Annotated in this window: 14 protein-coding genes; 6 read left to right on the top strand and 8 right to left on the bottom strand. The window is 72.1% G+C overall.

Going from position 1 to position 22356, the window contains the following annotated elements; translation table 11 throughout:
* Positions 1–80 precede the first annotated feature (80 nt).
* The gene (gene pepN, locus ACFY2Z_RS21250; RefSeq protein ID WP_390745664.1) at positions 81–2666 is read left to right on the top strand and encodes an aminopeptidase N; all 2586 of its coding nucleotides are present in this window, start codon (positions 81–83) and stop codon (positions 2664–2666) included.
* Positions 2667–2855: 189 nt separating this feature from the next.
* Positions 2856–3920 carry a hypothetical protein gene (locus ACFY2Z_RS21245; protein ID WP_390745663.1) on the top strand — a complete coding sequence of 355 codons (1065 nt, stop codon included), beginning with the start codon at positions 2856–2858 and terminating at the stop codon, positions 3918–3920.
* 72 nt (positions 3921–3992) lie between these two features.
* On the opposite strand, the gene ACFY2Z_RS21240 is transcribed toward ACFY2Z_RS21245, so the two are convergent.
* The 3 genes from ACFY2Z_RS21240 to ACFY2Z_RS21230 all read right to left on the bottom strand — a co-directional run bounded on the left by ACFY2Z_RS21240 (position 3993) and on the right by ACFY2Z_RS21230 (position 8481).
* Positions 3993–5201: a glycosyltransferase gene (locus tag ACFY2Z_RS21240; RefSeq protein WP_390745746.1), complete on the bottom strand. Its 1209-nt coding sequence runs from the start codon at positions 5199–5201 to the stop codon at positions 3993–3995.
* Positions 5202–6041: 840 nt separating this feature from the next.
* Positions 6042–7790, bottom strand: coding sequence for a TIGR03767 family metallophosphoesterase (locus ACFY2Z_RS21235; RefSeq protein WP_390745662.1), 1749 nt, complete (start codon positions 7788–7790; stop codon positions 6042–6044).
* Between the two features lie 232 nt (positions 7791–8022).
* A complete protein-coding gene (locus ACFY2Z_RS21230) occupies positions 8023–8481 on the bottom strand; it encodes an NUDIX hydrolase (protein ID WP_390745661.1) in 459 nt (152 codons plus the stop codon).
* 346 nt (positions 8482–8827) lie between these two features.
* On the opposite strand from ACFY2Z_RS21230, the gene ACFY2Z_RS21225 reads away from it, so the two are divergent.
* The 3 genes from ACFY2Z_RS21225 (at position 8828) to pepN (ACFY2Z_RS21215) (ending at position 16260) form a co-directional block, all read left to right on the top strand.
* A complete protein-coding gene (locus ACFY2Z_RS21225) occupies positions 8828–12148 on the top strand; it encodes a S8 family serine peptidase (RefSeq protein ID WP_390745660.1) in 3321 nt (1106 codons plus the stop codon).
* A gap of 364 nt (positions 12149–12512) precedes the next feature.
* On the top strand, positions 12513–13529 hold the full coding sequence (locus ACFY2Z_RS21220; protein ID WP_390745659.1) for an aspartate-semialdehyde dehydrogenase: 1017 nt from the start codon (positions 12513–12515) through the stop codon (positions 13527–13529).
* 145 nt (positions 13530–13674) lie between these two features.
* Positions 13675–16260: an aminopeptidase N gene (pepN, locus tag ACFY2Z_RS21215; protein ID WP_390745658.1), complete on the top strand. Its 2586-nt coding sequence runs from the start codon at positions 13675–13677 to the stop codon at positions 16258–16260.
* 89 nt (positions 16261–16349) lie between these two features.
* Here pepN (ACFY2Z_RS21215) and ACFY2Z_RS21210 read toward each other — a convergent pair whose 3' ends face one another.
* Positions 16350–17288, bottom strand: coding sequence for an EamA family transporter (locus ACFY2Z_RS21210; RefSeq protein ID WP_390745657.1), 939 nt, complete (start codon positions 17286–17288; stop codon positions 16350–16352).
* A gap of 164 nt (positions 17289–17452) precedes the next feature.
* Between ACFY2Z_RS21210 and ACFY2Z_RS21205 the strand changes: the two genes are divergently transcribed.
* Complete coding sequence (locus ACFY2Z_RS21205) at positions 17453–17968, top strand: MarR family winged helix-turn-helix transcriptional regulator (RefSeq protein ID WP_390745656.1); 516 nt, start codon at positions 17453–17455, stop codon at positions 17966–17968.
* On the opposite strand, the gene ACFY2Z_RS21200 is transcribed toward ACFY2Z_RS21205, so the two are convergent.
* From ACFY2Z_RS21200 to ACFY2Z_RS21185, 4 genes are all read right to left on the bottom strand, one after another.
* Entirely contained in the window at positions 17946–19418 is a 1473-nt protein-coding gene (locus tag ACFY2Z_RS21200) for an FAD-dependent monooxygenase (protein ID WP_390745655.1), read from the bottom strand. The genes ACFY2Z_RS21205 and ACFY2Z_RS21200 overlap by 23 nt on opposite strands.
* A 216-nt stretch (positions 19419–19634) precedes the next feature.
* On the bottom strand, positions 19635–19874 hold the full coding sequence (locus ACFY2Z_RS21195; RefSeq protein WP_390745654.1) for a hypothetical protein: 240 nt from the start codon (positions 19872–19874) through the stop codon (positions 19635–19637).
* 73 nt (positions 19875–19947) lie between these two features.
* Positions 19948–22050: a 4-alpha-glucanotransferase gene (gene malQ, locus ACFY2Z_RS21190; protein ID WP_390745653.1), complete on the bottom strand. Its 2103-nt coding sequence runs from the start codon at positions 22048–22050 to the stop codon at positions 19948–19950.
* On the bottom strand, positions 22051–22287 hold the full coding sequence (locus tag ACFY2Z_RS21185) for a hypothetical protein (protein WP_390745652.1): 237 nt from the start codon (positions 22285–22287) through the stop codon (positions 22051–22053).
* Positions 22288–22356: the final 69 nt, after the last annotated feature.

The raw sequence follows: 22356 nt of genomic DNA, 5'->3' as shown, positions 1-22356 counted from the left end.
CGCCCCGGTGCCCGGTGTCAGGGGCACATGGCAGGATCGGTCCTTGTCCGACGACCCAGCCGACCCAGGGAGTGCCCCCCGTGCCCGGTGAGAACCTGTCCCGCGACGAGGCCCGGGAGCGGGCCGCCCTGCTCTCCGTCGACGGGTACGACGTATCGCTCGACCTGCGCTCCGCCGTGGGCGAGGCACCCGGCAGCGCGGACGGCGAGCCCCGGACGTTCCGTTCGGTCACCACGATCCGCTTCCGCTGCGCCGAGCCGGGCGCCACGAGCTTCGCGGACCTGATCGCCCCGAGCGTCACCGCCGTCTCGCTCAACGGCAAGGACCTCGACCCCGGCGAGGTCTTCGACGGCACCCGCGTCCTCCTGGAGGACCTGGCGGCGGAGAACGAGCTGGTGGTGGACGCCCAGTGCGCCTACTCCCGCACCGGTGAGGGCATGCACCGCTTCGTCGACCCGGAGGACGGCGAGGTCTACCTGTACACGCAGTACGAGCCCGCGGACTCGCGCCGCGTCTTCGCCAACTTCGAACAGCCCGACCTCAAGGCCCCCTTCCGCTTCGAGGTGCGCGCACCCGAGGGCTGGACGGTGTGGGGCAACGGCGCCGGCGAGCAGCACGACGGGGTGTGGCGGTTCGCGGAGACCAAGCCGATCTCCACGTACATCACCTGTGTCGTGGCGGGTCCGTACCACTACGTCACGGACACCTACGCCCGCACCCTGGCCGACGGCACGACGCTGGAGATCCCCCTCGGCGCGATGTGCCGCAAGGGCCTGGCCAAGCACTTCGACGCGGACGACGTCTTCCTCGTCACCAAGCAGGGTTTGGACTTCTTCCACGACCACTTCGACTACCCGTACCCCTTCGGGAAGTACGACCAGGCCTTCGTGCCCGAGTACAACCTCGGCGCGATGGAGAACCCGGGCCTGGTCACCTTCCGCGAGGAGTACATCTTCCGCGGCAAGGTCACCCAGGCGTCGTACGAGCGCCGGGCCAATGTGATCCTGCACGAGATGGCCCACATGTGGTTCGGCGACCTGGTGACCATGGTCTGGTGGGACGACCTGTGGCTGAAGGAGTCCTTCGCGGACTTCATGGGCTCCTTCTCGCTGGTGGAGGCGACCCGCTTCACCGACGGCTGGATCACCTTCGCCAACAACCGCAAGGCCTGGGCGTACCGCGCCGACCAGCTGCCGTCCACCCACCCGATCACCGCGGACATCCGCGACCTGGAGGACGCCAAGCTCAACTTCGACGGCATCACCTACGCCAAGGGCGCCTCGGTGCTGAAGCAACTGGTGGCGTACGTGGGCCGGGACGCCTTCCTGGAGGGCGCACGGCGCTACTTCAAGCGGAACGCCTACGGCAACACGCGTCTCGGCGATCTGCTGTCGGTCCTGGAGGAGACGAGCGGCCGGGACATGACGGCCTGGGCGCGCTCCTGGCTCCAGACGGCGGGCGTCAACTCGCTGACCCCGCAGGTGCTGCTGAGCACGGACGGCCGGGTCGCCGAGCTGTCCGTGCTCCAGGAGGCGGCCGAGTCACACCCCGAACTGCGGCCGCACCGGGTCGCGGTGGGCCTGTACCGCACCGAGGGAGACGCGCTCGTGCGGTACGCGCGCGCCGAGGTGGACGTCCAGGGTCCGCGGACGGTGGTCGGTGAACTGGCGGGCGCCGAGGCCCCGGAGCTGGTCCTCGTCAACGACGACGACCTCACGTACTGCAAGATCCGCCTCGACGACACCTCGCTCGCGACCCTGAAGGACCGGCTCGGCTCCCTGACCGACCCCCTCGCGCGGGCGCTGTGCTGGTCGGCGCTGTGGAACCTGACCCGGGACGCGCTGCTGCCGGCCCGGGACTTCGTCGGCCTGGTGCTGCGGTTCGCCGGCCGGGAGTCCGACATCGGTGTGCTCCAGATGCTCCACAACTGGGCGCAGTCGGCGCTGACGCACTACGCGGCGCCCGAGTGGCGCACGACGGGCGAGCGGCTGCTGGCCCAGGGCGCGCTGCGCGAGCTGCGGCAGGCGGAGCCGGGCGGTCAGCACCAGCTGACCTGGGCGCGGTTCTTCGCGACGGTGGCCGGCGACGAGAGCGAACTGCAGCTGCTTCGGGCGCTGCTGGACGGCACGGCGCAGATCGACGGTCTGGATGTGGACCAGGAGCTGCGCTGGGCGTTCCTCGGACCGCTGGCCGCGCACGGGGCGGTGGACGAGTCGGTGCTCGCGGCGGAGCTGGCCCGCGACGACACGGCCTCCGGGAAGCGGCACCAGGTGCGCTGCCTGGCCGCGCGTCCCTCGGCGGCGGTCAAGTCCCAGGCGTGGGCGCAGGTCGTCGAGTCGGAGACGCTGTCGAACGCCCTCGTGGAGGCGACCATCGCGGGCTTCCTCCAGCCCTCGCAGCGGGAGCTGCTCGCGCCGTACACGGCGAAGTACTTCGAGGCGATCGAGCGGGTGTGGGCCGAGCGGTCCATCCAGATCGGGATGGACGTGGTCAGGGGCCTGTTCCCGGTGTTCCAGGACTCACCGGAGACGCTCGCCGCGACGGACGCGTGGCTCTCGGCGCACGAGGACGCGCCGCCCGCGCTGCGCAGGCTGGTCCTGGAGGCACGTGACGACCTGGCGCGCGCCCTGCGCGGCCAGGTGTGCGACGCGGAGGCGGGCCGCTAGGGATCGGGAGCGACGGGGAACGACAGTTACGAAATACGAGTATCGGAACCCGTAACCCGTCGCTCCCCCGGCCCGGACCTGCCTCTTTCGGCAGTCGAACGTCCGTACTTTAGCTGTATATTGTCCGGATTTGTCGACGAGCATGTAACAGCGGTTATCGGACGGATCGGGCGCGGGAACCCCCCGTTCATGAACCACAACACCCCGCTCTCCCCCCGCCCCCTCCGCCATCTGTCGGAGGTCCAGCGCCGGGTGCTGACCACCGCTCAGCTGCGCGCCCACGGCGTCACGGCCGCCGAGACCGTCGAGCACGCCCGGCCCGGAGGCCCCTGGCAACAGTTCCTGCCAGGGGTGTTCCTGCTGCACCAGGGACCGCCGACCGTCGAGGAACAACTGCACGCGGTCCTGCTCTACGCGAGCCGCTCCCCGCTCGGCACCCCGGCCGCCGGTGTCCCGTCGCAGCCGGGCCCGAACGGCCCGCACGCCCCGATGCGCTACCCCGACGCGATGATCACGGGCCTGGCGGCGCTGGGCCTGCACGGCTTCTCCTGCCCGCCCGCGCTGCCCACCCTGAAGCACATCGACGTCCTGGTCCCGCGGTCGCGGCGGCTGCGCAGCATCGGCTGCGCGCGGGTGATCCGCACCCCGCTGCTGCCCGCCCCCCGGGTGGTGGCCGGTCTGTCCGTCGCGCCGGTCCCTCGCGCACTGGCCGACGCCGTGGCCCAGCTGCCGGACGCCAAGACGGTGCGCCGGCTGCTGACCGAGGCGGTGCGCGGCGGCCACTGCGAACCGGCCGCGGTGGTGCGCGAGCTGAACCAGGCGCGGCTGCTGAGCCGGCCGCACGTGGTGGAGGCGGTGGACTCACTGCTGGCGGAGGGCCGGGCGATCGCCGAGGAGCGCCTGTACCGGATGGTGCGCGACCACGGCCTTCCGGACCCGGTGTGGAACGTGGATCTCCGGCTCCCCGGCGGCCCCCACCTCGGCGGTCTGGACGCGTACTGGCCCGAGCAGGCCGTGGCGGTGGAGCTGGACACCCGCGCCCCACGGCAGGGCGACCGGCCGGACGACGACGCGCTGTGGTCGGAGTACGCCCGCAAGCGTGAGCACCTGGAGCGGCTCGGGATCACGGTCGTCCACATCACGCCCAAGAAGCTGCGGGACGCGCCCGAGCAGCAGGCGACGGTGGTCCGCACCGCCCTGATGGCGTCGGCGGACCGCGATCCGGCCGCGTACGTCATTGTGCTGCCGCGGTAGGGCGGGGACCGGACGTCAGGAGGGGAGGGGAGGGGCCGCCCGCGGGCGGCCCCTCCCCGTGCGCCGGGTCCGTCAGAGCGGCTCGGACAGCGGAGGCTCCGGGAGCGGCGGCCGGAACGACTCCGTGTGGACCTGGTCGATCAGCGTGGCGTACGAGGCGATCATGCGGGTGCGGCTGAAGCGCTCGCGGCTGCGCTCGAGGACCGGGGCGAGGTCGGCGCGGGCGGCGGCGGCGCCCGCCCAGGCCGACGCGATCGCGTCGGGGTCCGGTGGAGTGAGGAAACCGTGCCCGGCGACGATCGCCGCGCTGTCGCCGACATCGGTGGCGACCGGGACGGCGCCGCACATCATGCCCTCGATCAGGCACAGCGGAGCCGCCTCGCCCCAGGCCGAGGTCAGCGCCACCACGTCGGAGGCCGCGTACACGGTCTCCATGTCGCCCCGGACACCCAGCAGGTGCAGCCGGTCCGCGAGCGCGAGGTCGCCCTCGAACGCCGCGTCGATGTCGGCGTGCAGCCCGGGCTGGCCGGCCGCCATGCCCGCGCCGCACATCAGCACATGCCCGTCGGGCTCCTGCCGCAGCCAGGCCCGGGCGGCACGCAGGAAGAGCGGGACGTTCTTCATGGCGTCGTAGCGGGCCGCGAAGACGACGACCGGTGCGGAGTCCGGGATGCCGAGCGTGTCGCGCAGCCGGAGCCGCCGCGCCGGGTCGGGACGGAAGCGCAGCAGATCGACCCCGTTCGGGATGACGTGCAGCACCTCGGACGGGATCCCGGCGGCCTCGTAGGCGGCCCGGGTCGACTCGGCGCAGCAGACGCAGGCGACGACCGTGCCGTCGGCGATGGCGGCCTTCAGCTCGTCCAGCGCCCCGCCCTGGTTCTCCGGGTCCGAGCGGTGCAGCGAGACGATCACCGGGCGGCGCGGTAGGCCCGCCTGGTTGAGCAGGGCGAGCGGCTGCTCCTTGAGCGACAGGATGACGTCGGCGCCCGCCATGGCCCGGGCGGTCGTCGCCAGCTCCGGCCCGGTGAACAGGGGCGGGTCGGTGTCCAGGGCCCCCGGCAGCCCGGAGACGCGGCCCAGGGAGCTGACCTCCACCCCGGACGCGGTCAGCGAGCGATAGCAGGCGTCGTCCTCCATCGCCTGCCGTGTCGCCTCGCGAAGCACCTCTGCGTGGACACTCAGCACCCGGTGGTGCTGACCGCCCTCCTGGAGCCCCAGGACGACATCGCTGTGAAGGATCCGGGCGCCCCCGGAGAAGAAACCGTCGTACACCGACAGCACGCGCAGTTGGTGCCTCAGTCGCACGCGACCACCCGCCTTGCACACATCTCGAGCCATCCCCCGTGAACTGCGGGTTGTCCGATATGAGGCGGCACAGATGTTTCATCCAGATGAACGGCGTGTCTCATGTCCGGGTCAGATGGGTTTACACCGTAATTCGATGATCCCGGAGCGTGCGAGCCGTGTCACAGGGAGTGGGCGGGGACCGGAATTCGCTGGTCCGGGGCATGGCCCCGGTGTGACGACGACCGGATGACCGAGCCGCTCGCCAAGGAGATCACGACGGGCGACGGACGACGTTACACCCTGTGCGAGGCCCGTGCCCGCCGACGAACCGGGCGTACTGGACCCGTTCGAGGCAAGCGCGGAGCACCTCCGGGCGGCCATCGGCCTGCCCTCGGGCCCGGCCGATCTGCAGAGCCTGTACCACAGCCTGCCGACCGGCGCCGACCGGCAGGACAAGCGGATCCCGGTGGTGACCGGGGAAGGCGGCGGCCCGGTGGTCGGGATCGTCGACATGCGGTGCTGTATTTCCCGGCCCCGGCCGCCTGCTCGGTGGGCCTGTGCCTGCTGCACCCGTCCCTGTGGGGTACACGCACGGGCCGGGCCGTGGTCGGCGCCCTCCTGGAACGCGCGGAGGTTCCGGCACGGCCCGGGTGACCGCAACGGACCCGACGCGGCCTGGGACCGGGGCCACCGCTTCCCGACCGCCCTCTCCTTCCGCTTCGCGGGCCCCGCACCCCACGGCCACGACCGCGCACCGCTCGACGGGCCCACGCGAGCCGGCCGTCGAGCGTGCGGAGCTGGTGATCCGACCGGGTGAGCCGGCCGCCGCGGGTTTCAGCCTCGCTTCAGCAGCAGCTCCGTGTTGCGGTCGCCGGGGTTGCCCTGGAGGGTGAGGGAGCCCTCGTGGGCGTTGAAGGAGAGTTCGCGGTAGAGGGCGGCGAGGCCGGTCTGGGAGAGGTCGGTGAAATCCGTGCGGTGCGGGGCGGCGGACTCGATCAGGGTGGTGTGCAGGGACAGCGTGCCGTCCTTGTTGTCCACCAGCTCGATGATGCGGGCGAGTTGGGGGTAGTCGACGTGGGAGGCGGTGGAGATCTCCCAGAAGGAATGGCCGCCGCTGCCGGTGTGCGGGGTGATGCGGTTGCGGTGCACATGGCCGTTGACCCAGGCCACCACGTTGCGGTGCCGGCCGAGCAGGGCGAGCAGTTCGTCGCCGCTGTAGCGCTTCTCGCCGGGGCGGGCGGGGTCCGGGTGCGGGGTGGGCATCGAGGTGCTGGTGTAGTGACTGAAGACGATGGCGTACTCGCCCTTGTGCGCGTTCAGGGTGCGCTCCAGCCAGGCCATCTGGGCCGCGCCGATCGAGCCGCTGAAGTTGCCCTGGGGGTCGGTGGTGTCGAGGCTGATGCCGACCACGTGGTCGGAGACGCGGAAGGAGTAGTACTGCGTGTTCTCCGCGACGTTGGCCTGCGTGTACCCGTGGCCGACCGGGCCGGGGCCGGTGTACGCCGGGTCGAGGTGGGCCTTGACGTACTCGGCGGGCGTGAACAGGGCGCGCCGCTCGTCCGGGGTGACCCGGCGCATCGCACGGGTGTGGGACTTCAGCAGGTCGCGCAGGCCCAGACCCTTGGGGTCGGAGCCGTCGTTGATGCTCTGCTGGAGCTTGCGGGCCTCGGCCGCGGTCACGCTCAGCAGCTTGCGGTCGCCGGTCGCGAACTGGGTGAGGTAGGAGTCGCCGTGCCCGAAGCAGCCGACCAGGATGGAGTCGTGGTTGCCGACGGTCGAGTACCAGGGAAGGTTCAGGCCGGGGCTGCGCACCTCGCGGATCGCGGCCCGCAGGAAGTCCTCCAGACGCGGGAAGCCGCGCTGCTTGTACTGGTCGCGGACGGCGGAGTCCGGCTGCCAGTACAGGCTCAGGCCGCTGTTGAGGGCCCCCTCGTAGTGGTGCGGGTCGCCGGAGTTGGGGGCGACACGGCCGCCGCTGAGCACCTTCAGGTACCAGTCCAGCTCGAGGCGGGAGTTGTTGTCGGTGTTGTCCCCGGTGGTGATGGCGAACTGCAGCCGGCTGCCGGTGACCGGCCCGCCGCGCAGTGCGTTGACCCGCTCGACCAGCGAGATCGCCCCGTGCACGGTGAGCGCCTCCTGCGGGCGCCAGGAGTGCGGGTAGGCGGCCTGCAGGAACTCCGTGCGCAGCGGGTGCTGGCTGTCCATCACATGCAGGTCGGTGAGCTGCACGAACGCGGCGAGCGCGGTACGGCGCCCGGCGCGCCCTGACTTGGGCGTGGCCAGTTCGCCGCGCACGACCCGGCTCCAGCCGGGGCCGTCGCCGAGGCGGCGGTAGCCGGAGCTGTTGCGGGGGGCGGCGACCGTGGCGAGCGTGGTGCCCTTCGTGTACGGGGCGAGGGGCGTGGCCGGCGCCTGCCGGGAGACGGCGACGGGCGCCTCCCCCTGCGCCGGCCGGCCGGCGGCCCGGCTCTCCTCGGGCCGCAGGGCGAGTCCGACGCCCGTGGCGAGGGAGGCCGCCCCGGCGGCGAGCAGGGCGCGACGATCCAGAGCAGCCGCCGTGGCGACAGAGCGTATACGCGTCATGGCGCGGTCTCCCCGAGTGCGAACACGTCAGCAGTGGCCGCGGGGCCGTCGCTGTCGCGAACGTCCCGCTCGCTCTGGATCGTTGGCATCGGGGGTGACCTGCGCGCGAACACGAACACAACGGGCGGCGCCGATCACCGTACGTGTGTCTTGGACTACCCCGCGCGTTCACGCCGGCTCCCCGGACGGCCGGGGGGCGGTCACTCCCTGTTCATCTCGCGGGGTAGGGGCCTCATCCTTCCGGGAGTACGGGCCGGCCGGCGGCCGGGCGCTCCCGCCACAGCGTGAGCCCTATGTCGACGAGCCCGACCCGCCTGAGCTCCGGCACGGCGGTCAGCTCGTGCCAGGCCGCGAGGTCGGTGGAACCGCCGACCTCGTTGCGGAGCTCACCGCCCGTGATCCGCCCCTCGTAGACGATCCGCAGGCCATGGTGGTCGACAGCCCGGCCGAAGCGGTCGAGGAGGTCGTGGCGGAAGGAGTGCACACCGAGCAGACCGATGGGTTCGACGAGATAGCCGGTCTCCTCCTCCACCTCCCGCAGGACGGTGTCGTAGGGATCCTCGCCGTGCTCCATACCGCCGCCGGGCAGGGTCCACTCGGGCGTACCGTCGCCGTCCCACCCCCGCGCGAGCAGAAGCTTGCCGTCGCGAACACAGATGGCGTAGGCCGCCACCCTCAACTTCTTGCGCACACAGGGACGTTACCCGTGCGCGGCGAGGTCGGCACGGGCGCGGGCGGATGCGGGACGGGTGCCGTCACCGGGTGCTCACGCGTGAGCGCTCAGGGCGTCCACTACGCGCGCAGAACGCACAGTCGGCTCACAGAAATGTCCGGCGTGCTCCACTAAGTCCCCGATGACGTATGGCGGGATTGTGCCATGACTCCATCCCGTCTCGGTCAACTCTCCCCAAACATATGCCCCTTGGGTAAAGCTGAGCGGTCTCCCGGACCCGACATCCGGACGACCGCGGTCAGGACCGGTCCATCTCCGGTTTCCGGCCGCGTCACCCACGGTCCTTTACCAACAAGGGATGCCGATGACCCCCGACCCTCACCGCGCCCCGATATCGGGCGCCAGACGCGTGGCCCGCACAGCGATCGCCGCGGGTCTCGTGGCCGCGCTCTCCGCCGCCGGGCCGATACCCCTGGCCCTCGCCGCGGACCACACCCCCGCGGGGACCGACCCGACCGTCAAGTCCGCGAGCGCCAAGCTCGGTTCGGACGACGCGGACCTCCTCGCGGAGGCCAAGGCGGACGGCGCCAAGAACGTCACCATGATGATCGCGACGGCGCCCGGGCAGACCGAGCAGGTCGCCAAGGAGCTGGACGCGGTGCGCGGCGGCTCCGTCGGCCGCAGCTACGACAAGCTCGGCTACGTCCGCGCCACCGTCCCGACCGCCGAGGCCGACTCGGCCATCGCCGCCGCCGCGAAGCTGTCCTCGGTGCACGCCATCGACCTGCGGCAGGAGATCCCGCTCGACGACCCGACCCCCAGCGCGGACACCGCCAAGAACACGTCGGGCAAGGCGACGGCCGGCTACACCGGCCCGAACAGGAACACCCCCGCCGAGAACCCGTACAACCCCTCCTTCGAGACGGGCGCGGTCGACTTCGTCGAGGAGCACCCGAAGGCGGACGGCCGGGGCGTCACCATCGGCATCCTCGACTCGGGCGTGGACCTCGGCCACCCCGCGCTGCAGAAGACCACCACCGGCGAACGCAAGATCGTCGACTGGGTGACCTCGACGGACCCGATCGTCGACAGTGACGCGACCTGGCGCCCGATGGTCACCCCGGTCTCCGGGGCCACCTTCTCCTACGGCGGCCAGACCTGGACGGCGCCGGCGGGCTCGTACGAGATCAGCACCTTCAAGGAGTCCGCCACCACCGGCGGCGACGAGAAGGGCGACCTCAACCGCGACGGCGACACCACCGACAGCTGGGGCGTGCTGTACGACCCGGCGGCCGGCACGGTCACCGTCGACCTGAACAACAACCACGACTTCAGCGACGACACGCCGATGAAGCCGTACAAGGACGGCTACCAGGTCGGCTACTTCGGCACCGACGACCCGAAGACCGATGTCGTCGAGCGTGTGCCGTTCGTCGTGCAGATCCGCAAGGACGTGCCGATGGACCCCTTCGGCGGCTCCTGGGTCGGCAAGAAGGCCGACTTCGTCAACATCGGCGTCATCGAGTCCGAGCACGGCACGCACGTCGCGGGCATCACCTCCGCAAACGGCCTGTTCGGCGGCAAGATGAACGGCGCCGCCCCCGGCGCGAAGATCGTCTCCTCCCGCGCCTGCACCTGGACCGGCGGCTGCACCAACGTCGCGCTCACCGAGGGCATGATCGACCTCGTCGTCAACCGCGGCGTCGACATCGTCAACATGTCCATCGGCGGGCTCCCGGCGCTCAACGACGGCAACAACGCGCGCGCCGAGCTGTACACGCGCCTCATCGACACCTACGGCGTCCAGCTGGTGATCTCCGCGGGCAACTCCGGGCCCGGCGCCAACACCATCGGCGACCCGGGGCTCGCGGACAAGGTGATCTCGGTCGGCGCGGGCATCTCCAAGGAGACCTGGGCCGCCAACTACGGCTCGCAGGTGGACACCGAGTACCAGCTGATGCCGTTCTCCTCGCGCGGCCCCCGCGAGGACGGCGGTTTCACGCCGACCCTCGTCGCGCCCGGCGCCGCCATCAACACCACCCAGACCTGGCTGCCGGGCTCCCCGGTCGCCGAGGCGGGCTACTCGCTGCCGGCCGGCTACTCGATGCTCCAGGGCACCTCGATGGCGTCCCCGCAGGCCGCGGGCGCCTCCGCGCTGCTGCTGTCGGCCGCCAAGCAGAAGAACATCGACCTGTCGCCCGCGAAGCTGCGCACGGCCCTGACCTCGACCGCCGACCACATCAAGGGTGCGCAGGCGTACGAGGAGGGCGCGGGCAGCATCAACATCGTCGACGCCTGGGACGCGATCCGCCACGACGCGACCGCCCACGCCGCCCAGCCCATGAACTACGTGGTCAAGGCCCCGGTCGACACCGCGATCGACTACGCGCTGAAGACCCCGGGCTTCGGCACGGGCCTGTACGACCGCGAGGGCGGGCTGAAGGCCGGTGAGAAGAAGACGTACGACATCACGATCACCCGTACGTCCGGCCCCGACCAGGCAGTCCGCCACGAGCTGCACTTCGAGAACAACTACGGCGGCACCTTCCGGATCCTCGGCTCGGACGAGGTGAAGCTGCCGCTGAACCAGCCGGTGACCGTGAAGGTCCAGGCGGCTCCGAGGTCCGCGGGCATCAAGAGCGCGATCCTGGAGGTCGACGACCCGAGGACCGAGGGCCTCGACAAGCAGATCCTCACCACGGTCGTGGTCTCCACGCCGGTCAAGTACACCTACTCCGCGTCGAGTTCGGTGCAGCGCAACAGCACCCGGTCGTACTTCCTGACCGTGCCCGCGGGCGCGAAGTCGCTGGAGGTCGCGATGAGCGGGCTGAAGGACAAGAGCCAGACCCGGTTCATCTCGATCCACCCGTACGGCGTTCCGGTCGACAACACCTCGACGCCCAACTGCTACAACAACTACTTCGACGGCAACGGCTGCAAGCCCGACGTGCGCTCGTACGCCGACCCGCAGGCCGGTGTCTGGGAGATCGAGGTCGAGGCGCGCCGTACGTCGCCGATGCTCGACAACCCCTACAAGCTGGACGTCACCGTCCTCGGCGCGGCCTTCGACCCGCAGACCGTGACCGTCCCCGAGGCCAAGGTCGGCACCCCGGCCACCGCCTCCTGGAAGGTGACCAACGGCTACGCGGCGCTGGACGGCAAGCTGGTCGGCGGCCCGCTCGGCTCCTCGAAGACGGCCCGTCCGTCCATCAAGGGCGGCGAGACCCAGACCAGCACGGTCGAGGTGCCCACGGGCGCCACCTCGCTGGACGTGGCCATCGGCAATGTGTCCGACACGGCCGCGGACCTGGACCTCACGGTGTACGACGCGAGCGGCAAGCAGGTCGCGCAGTCGGCGGACGGCGACTCCGAGGAGTCGGTGCACATCGCCTCGCCCGCCGCCGGCACCTACACCGTCCAGGTCGTGGGCTACTCGGTCCCGTCCGGCTCGACGGCCTACGACTACCGGGACGTGTTCTTCTCCCCCGCTCTCGGCCAGGTCACGGTCGACGGCTCGGCGCCGGTGAAGCTCGGCACGGGTGACTCCGCGACGGTCTCCGGGTCGGTCAGCGCGGCCGCGGCGGCCCCCGAGGGCCGGGAGTTCTTCGGCCAGGTCCAGCTGGTCGACGCGCGCGGCACGGTCGCGGGCGTGGGCAGCGTGAAGATCGAGAAGGTCACGCCGTAACCCGGCGGTCCTTGCCCGCGGTGAGGGCGGGCGTCTGTCGCACCGCGACGGGCGCCCGCCCTTCGCCGTGGTACGGGCGAGGTGCGCGATGCGGGGCAGAGGTGTATGTCACACCGTCGTGTAAGCCGATCGGGCGGGGGCAGGGACGCGGCAGCACAGCTTGCGGCGCGGAGCCCCTGCCGGATGATTTTCTCCAGGTCAGCGGGGGTGGAAGCAGAACATCCGCAACCGCGGTCCGACCGAGCGCGTCCCATTCCTCGGGCGGACCGCGCAAAGAATTGGACAGCCGGGCCGGGGTCGGCCGCATGATGGAAAGGCCTCGGCCAGGCACTACGCACGCAGCACACACGCAGAGGGAGTCGCCGTGAGGGTCGGAATCGTCGGAGCCACCGGTCAGGTCGGCACGGTCATGCGCAGGATCCTCACGGAGCGCAACTTCCCGGTGACGCAGCTGCGCCTGTTCGCGTCGGCCCGCTCCGCGGGGACGGTCCTGGACGGCGTGACGGTGGAGGACGCGGCCACGGCCGACTACACCGGACTGGACATCGTGCTGTTCTCCGCGGGCGGCGCGACCTCGAAGGCGCTGGCCGAGAAGGTCGCCGCGCAGGGCGCCGTCGTGATCGACAACTCCTCCGCCTGGCGCAGGGACCCGGACGTGCCGCTGGTCGTCTCCGAGGTCAACCCGCACGCGGTGGTGAACCGCCCGAAGGGCATCATCGCCAACCCGAACTGCACGACGATGGCCGCGATGCCGGTGCTGAAGCCGCTGCACGAGGAGGCCGGCCTGGAGGCGCTCGTCGCCACCACCTACCAGGCGGTGTCCGGCTCGGGCCTCGCGGGCGTCGCGGAGCTGCACGGCCAGGCTCAGAAGGTGGTCGCCGACGCCGACAAGCTGACCCATGACGGCCGGGCGGTCGACTTCCCCGAGCCGGGGGTCTACAAGCGCCCGATCGCCTTCAACGTGGTGCCCTTCGCCGGCAACCTCGTCGACGACGGCCTGAACGAGACGGACGAGGAGCAGAAGCTCCGGAACGAGTCCCGCAAGATCCTGGAGATCCCCGGGCTGAAGGTCTCCGGCACCTGTGTGCGTGTCCCGGTCTTCACCGGCCACTCCCTCCAGATCAACGCCCGCTTCGCGCGTCCGCTGTCGGTGGAGCGCGCCACCGAGCTGCTGGCCGGCGCGCCGGGCGTGGCGCTCTCCGACATCCCGACCCCGTTGCAGGCGGCCGGCCAGGACCCGTCGTACGTGGGCCGCATGCGCCGCGACGAGACGGTGGACAACGGGCTGGCGCTGTTCGTCTCCAGCGACAACCTCCGCAAGGGCGCGGCGCTGAACGCCGTGCAGATCGCCGAGCTGGTGGCGGCGGAGCTGAGCGAGTAGCCGGCTCCCACGCCACAAGGGGCGCGCACCGCCGGGTGCGCGCCCCTTGCCTTTCCCGGCCCCGTGGTGGACCCCTGGGTCATCGCCCAACACCGTGGTGACATGGAAGGATGGCGCAACCCACACATAACGAGGAGATGACCGCGTGCCTGGCACAAACCTGACTCGCGCAGAGGCGCAGCAGCGGGCGAAGCTGCTCACCGTTGACTCGTACGAGATCGATCTCGACCTCTCCGGCGCGCAGGAGGGCGGCACCTACCGGTCCGTGACCACGGTGCGCTTCGACTCCCAGGAGAACGGCGCGGAGTCGTTCATCGACCTGGTGGCCCCGACGGTCCACGAGGTGACCCTCAACGGCGACGCCCTGGACCCGGCCGAGGTCTTCAAGGACTCGCGGATCGCCCTCCCCGGCCTCCTTCAGGGCCGCAACGTCCTGCGCGTGGTCGCCGACTGCGCCTACACCAACACCGGCGAGGGCCTGCACCGTTTCGTCGACCCCGTCGACGAGCAGGCGTACCTCTACACCCAGTTCGAGGTGCCCGACGCGCGGCGTGTGTTCGCCTCGTTCGAGCAGCCCGACCTGAAGGCCACCTTCCAGTTCACCGTGAAGGCGCCCACCGGCTGGACCGTCATCTCCAACTCGCCGACTCCGGAGCCCGAGGACGACGTCTGGGTCTTCGAGCCGACGCCGCGGATCTCGACGTACATCACCGCCCTCATCGTCGGCCCGTACCACTCCGTGCACAGCGTCTACGAGAAGGACGGGCGCACCGTCCCGCTCGGCATCTACTGCCGGCCGTCGCTCGCGGAGTTCCTGGACGCCGACGCGATCTTCGAGGTGACCCGGCAGGGCTTCGACTGGTTCCAGGAGAAGTTCGACTACGCGTACCCGTTCAAGAAGTACGACCAGCTGTTCGTGCCGGAGTTCAACGCGGGCGCGATGGAGAACGCGGGCGCGGTCACCTTCCGCGACCAGTACGTCTTCCGCTCGAAGGTGACGGACGCGGCGTACGAGTCCCGGGCCGCCACGATCCTGCACGAGCTGGCCCACATGTGGTTCGGCGACCTGGTCACCATGGAGTGGTGGAACGACCTGTGGCTGAACGAGTCGTTCGCCACCTACGCCGAGGCCGCCTGTATGGCGTACCACCCCGAGAGCCGCTGGCCGCACTCCTGGACGACGTTCGCGAACTCCATGAAGACCTGGGCGTACCGGCAGGACCAGCTGCCGTCCACCCACCCGATCATGGCCGAGATCAACGACCTGGACGACGTCCTCGTCAACTTCGACGGCATCACGTACGCCAAGGGTGCCTCGGTCCTCAAGCAGCTCGTCGCCTACGTCGGCATGGACGCGTTCTTCGCGGGCGTGCAGGCGTACTTCAAGCAGCACGCGTTCGGCAACACGCGCCTGTCCGATCTGCTGGGCGCCCTGGAGAAGACCTCCGGCCGGGATCTGAAGACCTGGTCGAGCAAGTGGCTGGAGACGGCGGGCATCAACGTCCTGCGTCCCGAGGTGGAGACGGACGCGGACGGCGTCATCACCTCCTTCGCCATCCGCCAGGAGGCCCCGGCGCTGCCGGTCGGCGCCAAGGGCGAGCCGACGCTGCGTCCGCACCGCATCGCCGTCGGCCTGTACGTCCTCGACGCCGCCAGCGGCAAACTGCTGCGCGCCGAGGACGGCCGGATCGAGCTGGACGTGGACGGCGAACTGACCGCCGTGCCGCAGCTGGCGGGCCGGCGCCGTCCGGACGTGATCCTGCTCAACGACGACGACCTGTCGTACGCCAAGGTCCGGCTGGACGAGCAGTCGCTCGCCTTCGTCACCGAGCACCTGGGCGACTTCGACTCCTCGCTGCCGCGTGCCCTGGGCTGGGCCTCGGCCTGGGACATGACGCGGGACGCCGAGCTCGCGACCCGCGACTACCTCTCCCTGGTGCTGTCCGGCATCTCCAAGGAGTCGGACATCGGTGTCGTGCAGTCGCTGCACCGCCAGGTGAAGCTGGCGATCGACCTGTACGCCGACCCGTCCGCGCGCGAGGCGCTGCTGACCCGGTGGACGGAGGCGACCCTGGCCCATCTGCGTGCCGCCGAGCCGGGCAGCGACCACCAGCTCGCCTGGGCGCGCGCCTTCGCGGCGACCGCCCGGACGCCGGAGCAGCTGGACCTGCTGGAGGCGCTGCTGGAGGGTTCGCAGACGATCGAGGGCCTGGTCGTCGACACCGAGCTGCGCTGGGCGTTCGTGGAGCGGCTCGCGGCCGTGGGCCGCTTCGACGAGCCGGAGATCGCGGGCGAGCTGACGCGGGACAAGACGGCGGCCGGTGAGCGGCACGCGGCCACCGCCCGCGCCGCCCGTCCGACCGCCGAGGCCAAGGCGGAGGCGTGGGCGTCGGTCATCGAGTCCGACAAGCTGCCCAACGCCGTGCAGGAGGCGGTGATCGGGGGCTTCGTGCAGACGGACCAGCGCGAGCTGCTCGCCCCGTACACCGACCGGTACTTCGAGGTGGTCAGGGACATCTGGGACTCCCGCTCCCACGAGATGGCCCAGCAGATCGTGGTCGGCCTCTACCCGGCGGTCCAGGTGTCCGAGGAGACGCTGGCGAAGACCGACGCGTGGCTGGCCGCCGCGGAGCCGCCCCCGGCGCTGCGCCGGCTGATCCTGGAGTCGCGCGCGGGCGTCGAGCGCGCGCTCCGGGCACAGGCCGCGGACGCGGCCGCCGCCCGGGCATAGCGGCTGCCGCCCCGACCTGAGCGACGAGGGCGTCCGGCTCCTGCCGGGCGCCCTCTGCCGTGCGCGTGCTCGGTCTCTCTCGTACGTGCTCAGTCGGCGTCGGCGGGGGCCGCCGTCCACGGTACGTCCCTCTTCCGGGCGGCGCCGGCCGGTGCGGCGGTCGCTGCGGCGGCCGGTGCGGTGGTCGGGCGCTGGCCGAGGACCGTCGCACCGAACGCCAGGGCCGTCCCGGCGAGTTGTACGGGGGTGAGCGCCTGGCCGAGCGCCGCCCAGCCCACGACGGCGGCGGTCAGCGGGGACAGCGGGCCGAGGAAGGTGACCTGGGTGGCGGTGAGCCGCCCGATGCCCCGGAACCACAGCCAGTACGCGACCGCGGTGTTCGCGAGCGCGAGGTAGAGATAGCCGCCGAGGGCCCGCCCGTCGAGTGCGGGCGGTGCCCCCTCGACGAGCAGCGCGATCGGCGCGATCAGCAGCCCGCCCGCGGTCAGCTGCCAGCCGGTGAGGGCGAGCGGGCCGACGCCGTCCGGGCGGCCCCAGCGCTTGGCGAGCACGGTGCCGGTGGACATGGAGGCGGTGGCGGCGAGCGCGGCGAGCACCCCGACCGGGTCGAGCGCGCCGGCGGCCTTCAGGACGACCAGGCTGACCCCGAGGGCCGCGGCGGCGCCCGTCAGCAGCGTGCGGACGGTAGGCCGCTCCGCGAGCAGCAGTGCCGAGAGTCCGGCCACGAACAGCGGCCCGACCGATCCGACGACGGCCGCCATACCGCCGGGCAGCCGGTACGCGGACAGGAACAGCAGCGGGAAGAAGGCGCCGATGTTGAGCGCGCCCAGCACCGGCGCCTTCCACCACCAGGCGCCGCGCGGCAGTACCCAGCCGAGCGCGAGCAGCAGCAGTCCGGCGGGCAGCGCGCGCATCAGGCCGGTGAACAGCGGCCGCCCGTCCGGCAGGAACTCGGTGGTGACGGCGTAGGTCGTGCCCCAGGAGACGGGCGCGAGGCCGGTGAGCAGGACCGTGGCGTACCGCTTCATGAGACCCCCTTGTGGTTCGGCCCGGTGGGTCGGCTCAGCCGGTATTGGCTCAGCACTGATTAACTTAGTGCCAAGCTAATCACCGTCAAGTCATTGGGCAGTGACTTACTCAGTGCCGACCCACTTGCTTGCAAGCGACCTCGAGACGGACGGATACTCTCCGCATGGACCAGACCCCCCGGGACCCCGTCGACGCGATCATCGAGCAGTGGGCCGCCGTGCGGCCGGACCTCGACACCGCCGCGATGGAGGTCTTCGGGCGGATCTTCCGGCTGTCGCGGGCGATGGGCGACCGGATGGAGAAGGCGTACGCCGATTACGGGATCTCCCGCGGCGAGTTCGACGTGCTGGCGACCCTGCGCCGCTCCGGCGAGCCCTACACGCTCTCGCCGCGCCGGCTGTCGGCCACCCTCATGCTCACCACGGGCGGCATGACCGGCCGTCTGGACAAGCTGGAGGCGGCCGGACTGCTGCGCCGCTCCCCCGACCCGCACGACCGGCGCGGTCTGCGGGTGACGCTCACCGGGGAGGGGCTCCGGCTGATCGACGAGGCGGTCGGCGCGGGCCTGGCTGTCCAGGCGAAGGCCCTGACCGCCCTGAACGCGCGGCAGACCGGCCAACTGGCCGAGCTGCTGCGTCAGTTGCTGACCGTCACGGTCAGCTCGGGCCCGTCCAGCTGACCAGCGCCTCCTCGATCCGGTCCGCGTCGGGCGCCTCGGCCGCCCAGGCGATGTATCCGTCGGGCCGCACGAGCACGGCCGTACGGCGTCCGCTCGCCCAGTGCTCCACCGCGAGCCGGTCCTTGCGGCCGTGCGCCTCGACGCCGTCCGGGGCGATCAGCACGAACCTGCCGCCGCGCAGGACCTCGTAGAGACGTCCGGTGGTCAGCGCGATGTCCGGGGCGCGCCGGCCGGTCAGCGGATGGGCGCCGCGCGGGGCGGGGTAGCGGTACCCGATTCCGGTGATCTGGCCGATCGCGCGCCGCTGTGCCGGGCCGACATGGTTGAAGAGGCCGACCAGCACGGCGCGCAGGGCCATGCTCCAGGGGTGCCGGGCTATCGCCATCCGGATGAGTCCGCCGCTGCTGCGCAGCACGGCCCTGCCCACCGGGTGACGCTCGGACTGGTAGGTGTCGAGGAGTTCGGGGCCGGCGTGGCCGCGCAGGACGGCGGCGAGCTTCCAGGAGAGGTTCGCGGCGTCCTGGAGGCCGGTGTTCAGGCCCTGGCCGCCGGCCGGGCTGTGGACGTGCGCGGCGTCCCCGGCGAGCAGGGCTCGGCCGACGCGGTAGGCGGGCGCCTGCCGTTCGTCGCTGTGGAAGCGGGACATCCAGCGGGCGTCGCGCATGCCGTAGTCGCGGCCGAGCGCGAGGCGGACGATCTCCCGGACCTCGTCGAGACCGATCGGCGCGGTGTCGGGCAGGTCGCGGCCCCTGCGCCAGCCGATGACCCGGTAGTAGCCGTCGCCGAAGGGCGCGACGAAGGCGAAGGCCTCGCTGACGGCGTTGGCGGTGATCACCTGCTCGGGTTTCTCGTCGAGCAGGACGTCGGCGAGGACGAGGGAACGGATCACGGACCGGCCGGGGAAGGGCAGGCCGATCGCCCGGCGGACGGCACTGTGCAGTCCGTCGGCGCCGACGGCGTACGCGGCGCGCATCTGCCCGGGCTCGCCCCCGGCGCCGCGCACCTGGACGGTCACCCCGTCGGCGTCCTGGACCAGTCCGGTGACCTCGGTGTCGTACACGAACCGCACCCCGGCCTCCGCCGCCCGCCGCTCCAGCACCCTCTCCACCTCGTACTGCGGGACGACGAGAATGTGGTTGAAGCGGGAGGGGATGCGGCTGAGCCGGACGGACAGACGGCCGAAGAGCCGGAACTCGGAGAGGGCCTGTCCCCGCGCCTCCAGCTCGTCGGCGAGGCCTCGGGCGTCGAGCTGCTCCAGGGTACGGGCGTGCACGCCGAAGGCGCGGGAGAGGTTGCTGATCCGGTGGGGCCGCTTCTCGACCAGGGTGACGGGGACGCCGGCGGTGGCGAGATCACCCGAGAGGAGGAGGCCGGTGGGACCGGCGCCGACGACGATGACACCGGTGGCGCCGCCGTCGCCGGAAACAGGGGTGCGGGTCTTGCCTGCCATGGCGACCTCCTGGTGCCAAGGGTCGTCGGCCGACGGACGCCTGCCGGCATCCGCGGGTCGACGAGGGCGTGTCCGTACCTGTCGGTCGATGCCGCTTGCCCACTTGTAACACGTCGAGGGAGTCCGCGCACCGGTGCGTGGACTCCCTCGACGGGACGTGCGGAAGGGCGGACGGCCTACTGGCCCGGGACGGACCGCGGCTGCCCGAAAGGGGGCTCAGCCCTGCTTGGCCTGCTTGCGGGTCTTGTCGGTGGCCATGACGAGGCCCGCGATGATCGCGAACAGCACGATCGGCGCCACGACGAACAGCCCCAGCGTCTCGGCCACACTCAGGCCCTTGCCGGGGTCATCGCCGTCGTCGCGCGTCAGCGCGAGCGCGGGGGACGACATGAGCAGCATCATCAGCGTCGTACCGGCGGCCAGGGCGCCGGCGCGCAGGGCGTTCTTCTTGTCCACGGTGCAAAAGTAGCGAACGCCCGGACAGGCCGCGCGCCCGGGGTCCGCTAGGGCCTGTCACGGCTTCACCCGGTCACCCCGGATTCCCGTCCGGGGCGGTGTCCCCCTCCCGCACCACGTCCATCAGCGCGTGCAGCCGCGGTGCGGCCGCCAGTTCCTCCAGGGTGATCGGGCGTCCCTCGGCGTCCGCCATCGGCAGACGCCAGTTGGGGTACTCGTCCCAGGTGCCCGGCAGGTTCTGCGGACGGCGGTCGCCCACCGCGTCCGGGAGCCAGACCCCGATCAGCCGGGCGGGTGTGCGCAGCAGGAACCGGTGGACGGCCTGCACCTCCAGCTCCTCCGCGGCCGTGGGATCCCCGCCGCTCGTCCCCGTCAGCAGGCCGAGCCGGGTCAGCAGAGCGAGCCATTCGCGGGCGTCGGCGGCCGCCGCGGCGCGTTCCTGGTCCAGGGGGCGGGTCAGCAGACCGAGCCGGTCGCGCAGTTCCACGTGCTCGCCGGTGAGCCGGGCGGCGGTCGGCGGCAGGTCGTGGGTGGTGGCGGTGGCCAGGCAGTCCGCCCGCCAGCGTTCGGGCGGCAGCGGCTGCCCGGTGCCCTCCCAGTCCCGTTCGAACCACAGGACGGAGGTGCCGAGCACCCCGCGTTCGTGCAGCGTCTCCCGCACGCCCGGCTCCACCGTCCCGAGGTCCTCCCCGATGACCAGCGCCCCCGCGCGGGCGGCCTCCAGGACCAGGACGGCGAGCATGGCCTCGGCGTCGTAGCGGACGTAGGTCCCCTCCGTGGGCGGCTGCCCCTGCGGCACCCACCACAGCCGGAACAGGCCCATGACATGGTCGATGCGCAGGGCGCCCGCGTGCCGGAAGAGGGCGCGCAGCAGCCGGCGGTAGGGGGCGTACCCGGAGGCGGCGAGACGGTCGGGGCGCCAGGGCGGCAGGCCCCAGTCCTGGCCGCGCGGGTTGAAGGCGTCCGGCGGGGCGCCCACCGAGATGCCGGCCGCGAGATGGTCCTGCTGCGCCCAGGCGTCGGCGCCGCCCGGGTGCACACCGACGGCGAGGTCGTGGATCAGTCCCACGGCCATCCCGGCGTCGCGCGCGGTGCGCTGGGCGGTGGCGAGCTGGGCGTCGGTCAGCCAGGCGAGCCAGGTGTGGAAGTCGACGCGGTCCATCAGCTCGGCACGGGCGCGGGCGGTCTCGGGCGAGCGCGGATCGCGCAGCCGGGCGGGCCAGGCGTGCCGGTCGGAGCCGTACACCTCGGCGAGCGCGCACCAGGTGGCGTAGTCCTCCAGCGCCTTGCCCTCCTCGGCGAGGAAGTCGGCGTACGCGGCCCGCCGCCCGGGCCCGAGAGGCACGGCGTGCACGAGTTCGAGCGCCTCGCGCTTGAGGTCCCACACGGCGTCGCGGTCGATCAGCGCGCCCTTGTCGAGGACGGACTCCCGCAGCCGCGCGGCCCGCTCCAGCAGCGCCCGCAGCCGGGCCTGGTCCTCGGTGTACGGGAACTCGGGGACGTCCTCGACGCGCAGATGCACGGGGTCCGGGTAGCGGCGCGAGGAGGGGCGGTAGGGGGAGGGGTCCGTGGGCGGGCCGGGGACGGCGGCGTGCAACGGGTTGAGCTGGACGAATCCGGCGCCGAGCGTCCGGCCCGCCCATGCGGTCAGCTCGGTGAGGTCACCGAGGTCGCCCATGCCCCAGGAGCGGCGGGAGAGCAGGGAGTAGAGCTGGACGAGCAGTCCGAAGGAGCGCCCGGGCGGCTCGGGCAGCCGGTCGGGCGCGGCGACGAGATGGGCCTCGGCGGTCCGTCCGTCGGGCGCGGTCACCCACAGAGCATGGACCCCGGGCGGGAGTCGCGCGGCCGAGTCGCGGGTCTCCCCCTGCTCGGTCTCGACCCTCAGCCGGGTGCCCTCAGGAAGGGAGGCCAAGACGGCCGGCGGGCGTCCGCCCCAGCCGACCACGGTGGGCGGCAGCAGGCGTCCGCGCACTTCGCTCTCGCGGGCGGCCAGGGAGTCCCGTACGGCGTCGGGGGTGCTCGCGTCGACGCCGAGCGCCGCGAGGGCGGCGGTGACCGCGGTGTCCGACGCCTTGGCCGTACGGTCCGGGGCGGGCTGGTAGGAGGTGGCGACGCCGTGCAGCGCGGCGAGCCGGGCCAGTGGCGTCCCGTCGCGCCCGGGGTCGGCCGGCGCCATCTAGAACCCCGTGGGGTCCGGACCGGCGGCCAGGGGCTCGCTGGTCAGCGGCGTGGTGTCGGCGAGCGGGGGTTCGCTGGTGAGCGGTCCGGCGTCGGGCAGCGGCGGTTCACTGGTGAGCGGCGCCTCGGAGCAGGCGACCTCCGCGCTCAGGACGCACAACAGGGCGTCGGAGTCCTCGCGTTCGAAGACGCGTTTGGACAGGGCCGGAAGCGGGGGGTGTACCGGTACGGCCACGGGGGCCTCCTTGTCGTCGTACGACGGATGCGGGTGAGAACTGGCCTACCCAGCGGGCGCGTCCGCAGA

Source organism: Streptomyces sp. NPDC001222, assembly GCF_042896945.1.
GTDB classification, from domain to species: domain Bacteria; phylum Actinomycetota; class Actinomycetes; order Streptomycetales; family Streptomycetaceae; genus Streptomyces; species Streptomyces gibsoniae.
The sequence above is the reverse complement of the archived record's forward strand: the minus strand, read 5'-3'. Positions and strand labels throughout refer to the sequence as shown.

What these genes read in the sequence shown, in the direction of transcription:
- ACFY2Z_RS21245 (WP_390745663.1), top strand. Translation starts at nt 2,856, where the DNA reads ATGAACCACAACACCCCGCTCTCCCCCCGCCCCCTCCGCCATCTGTCG.
- ACFY2Z_RS21225 (WP_390745660.1), top strand. Translation starts at nt 8,828, where the DNA reads ATGACCCCCGACCCTCACCGCGCCCCGATATCGGGCGCCAGACGCGTG.
- ACFY2Z_RS21235 (WP_390745662.1), bottom strand. Translation starts at nt 7,790, where the DNA reads ATGACGCGTATACGCTCTGTCGCCACGGCGGCTGCTCTGGATCGTCGC.
- ACFY2Z_RS21205 (WP_390745656.1), top strand. Translation starts at nt 17,453, where the DNA reads ATGGACCAGACCCCCCGGGACCCCGTCGACGCGATCATCGAGCAGTGG.
- ACFY2Z_RS21200 (WP_390745655.1), bottom strand. Translation starts at nt 19,418, where the DNA reads ATGGCAGGCAAGACCCGCACCCCTGTTTCCGGCGACGGCGGCGCCACC.
- ACFY2Z_RS21210 (WP_390745657.1), bottom strand. Translation starts at nt 17,288, where the DNA reads ATGAAGCGGTACGCCACGGTCCTGCTCACCGGCCTCGCGCCCGTCTCC.
- malQ (WP_390745653.1), bottom strand. Translation starts at nt 22,050, where the DNA reads ATGGCGCCGGCCGACCCCGGGCGCGACGGGACGCCACTGGCCCGGCTC.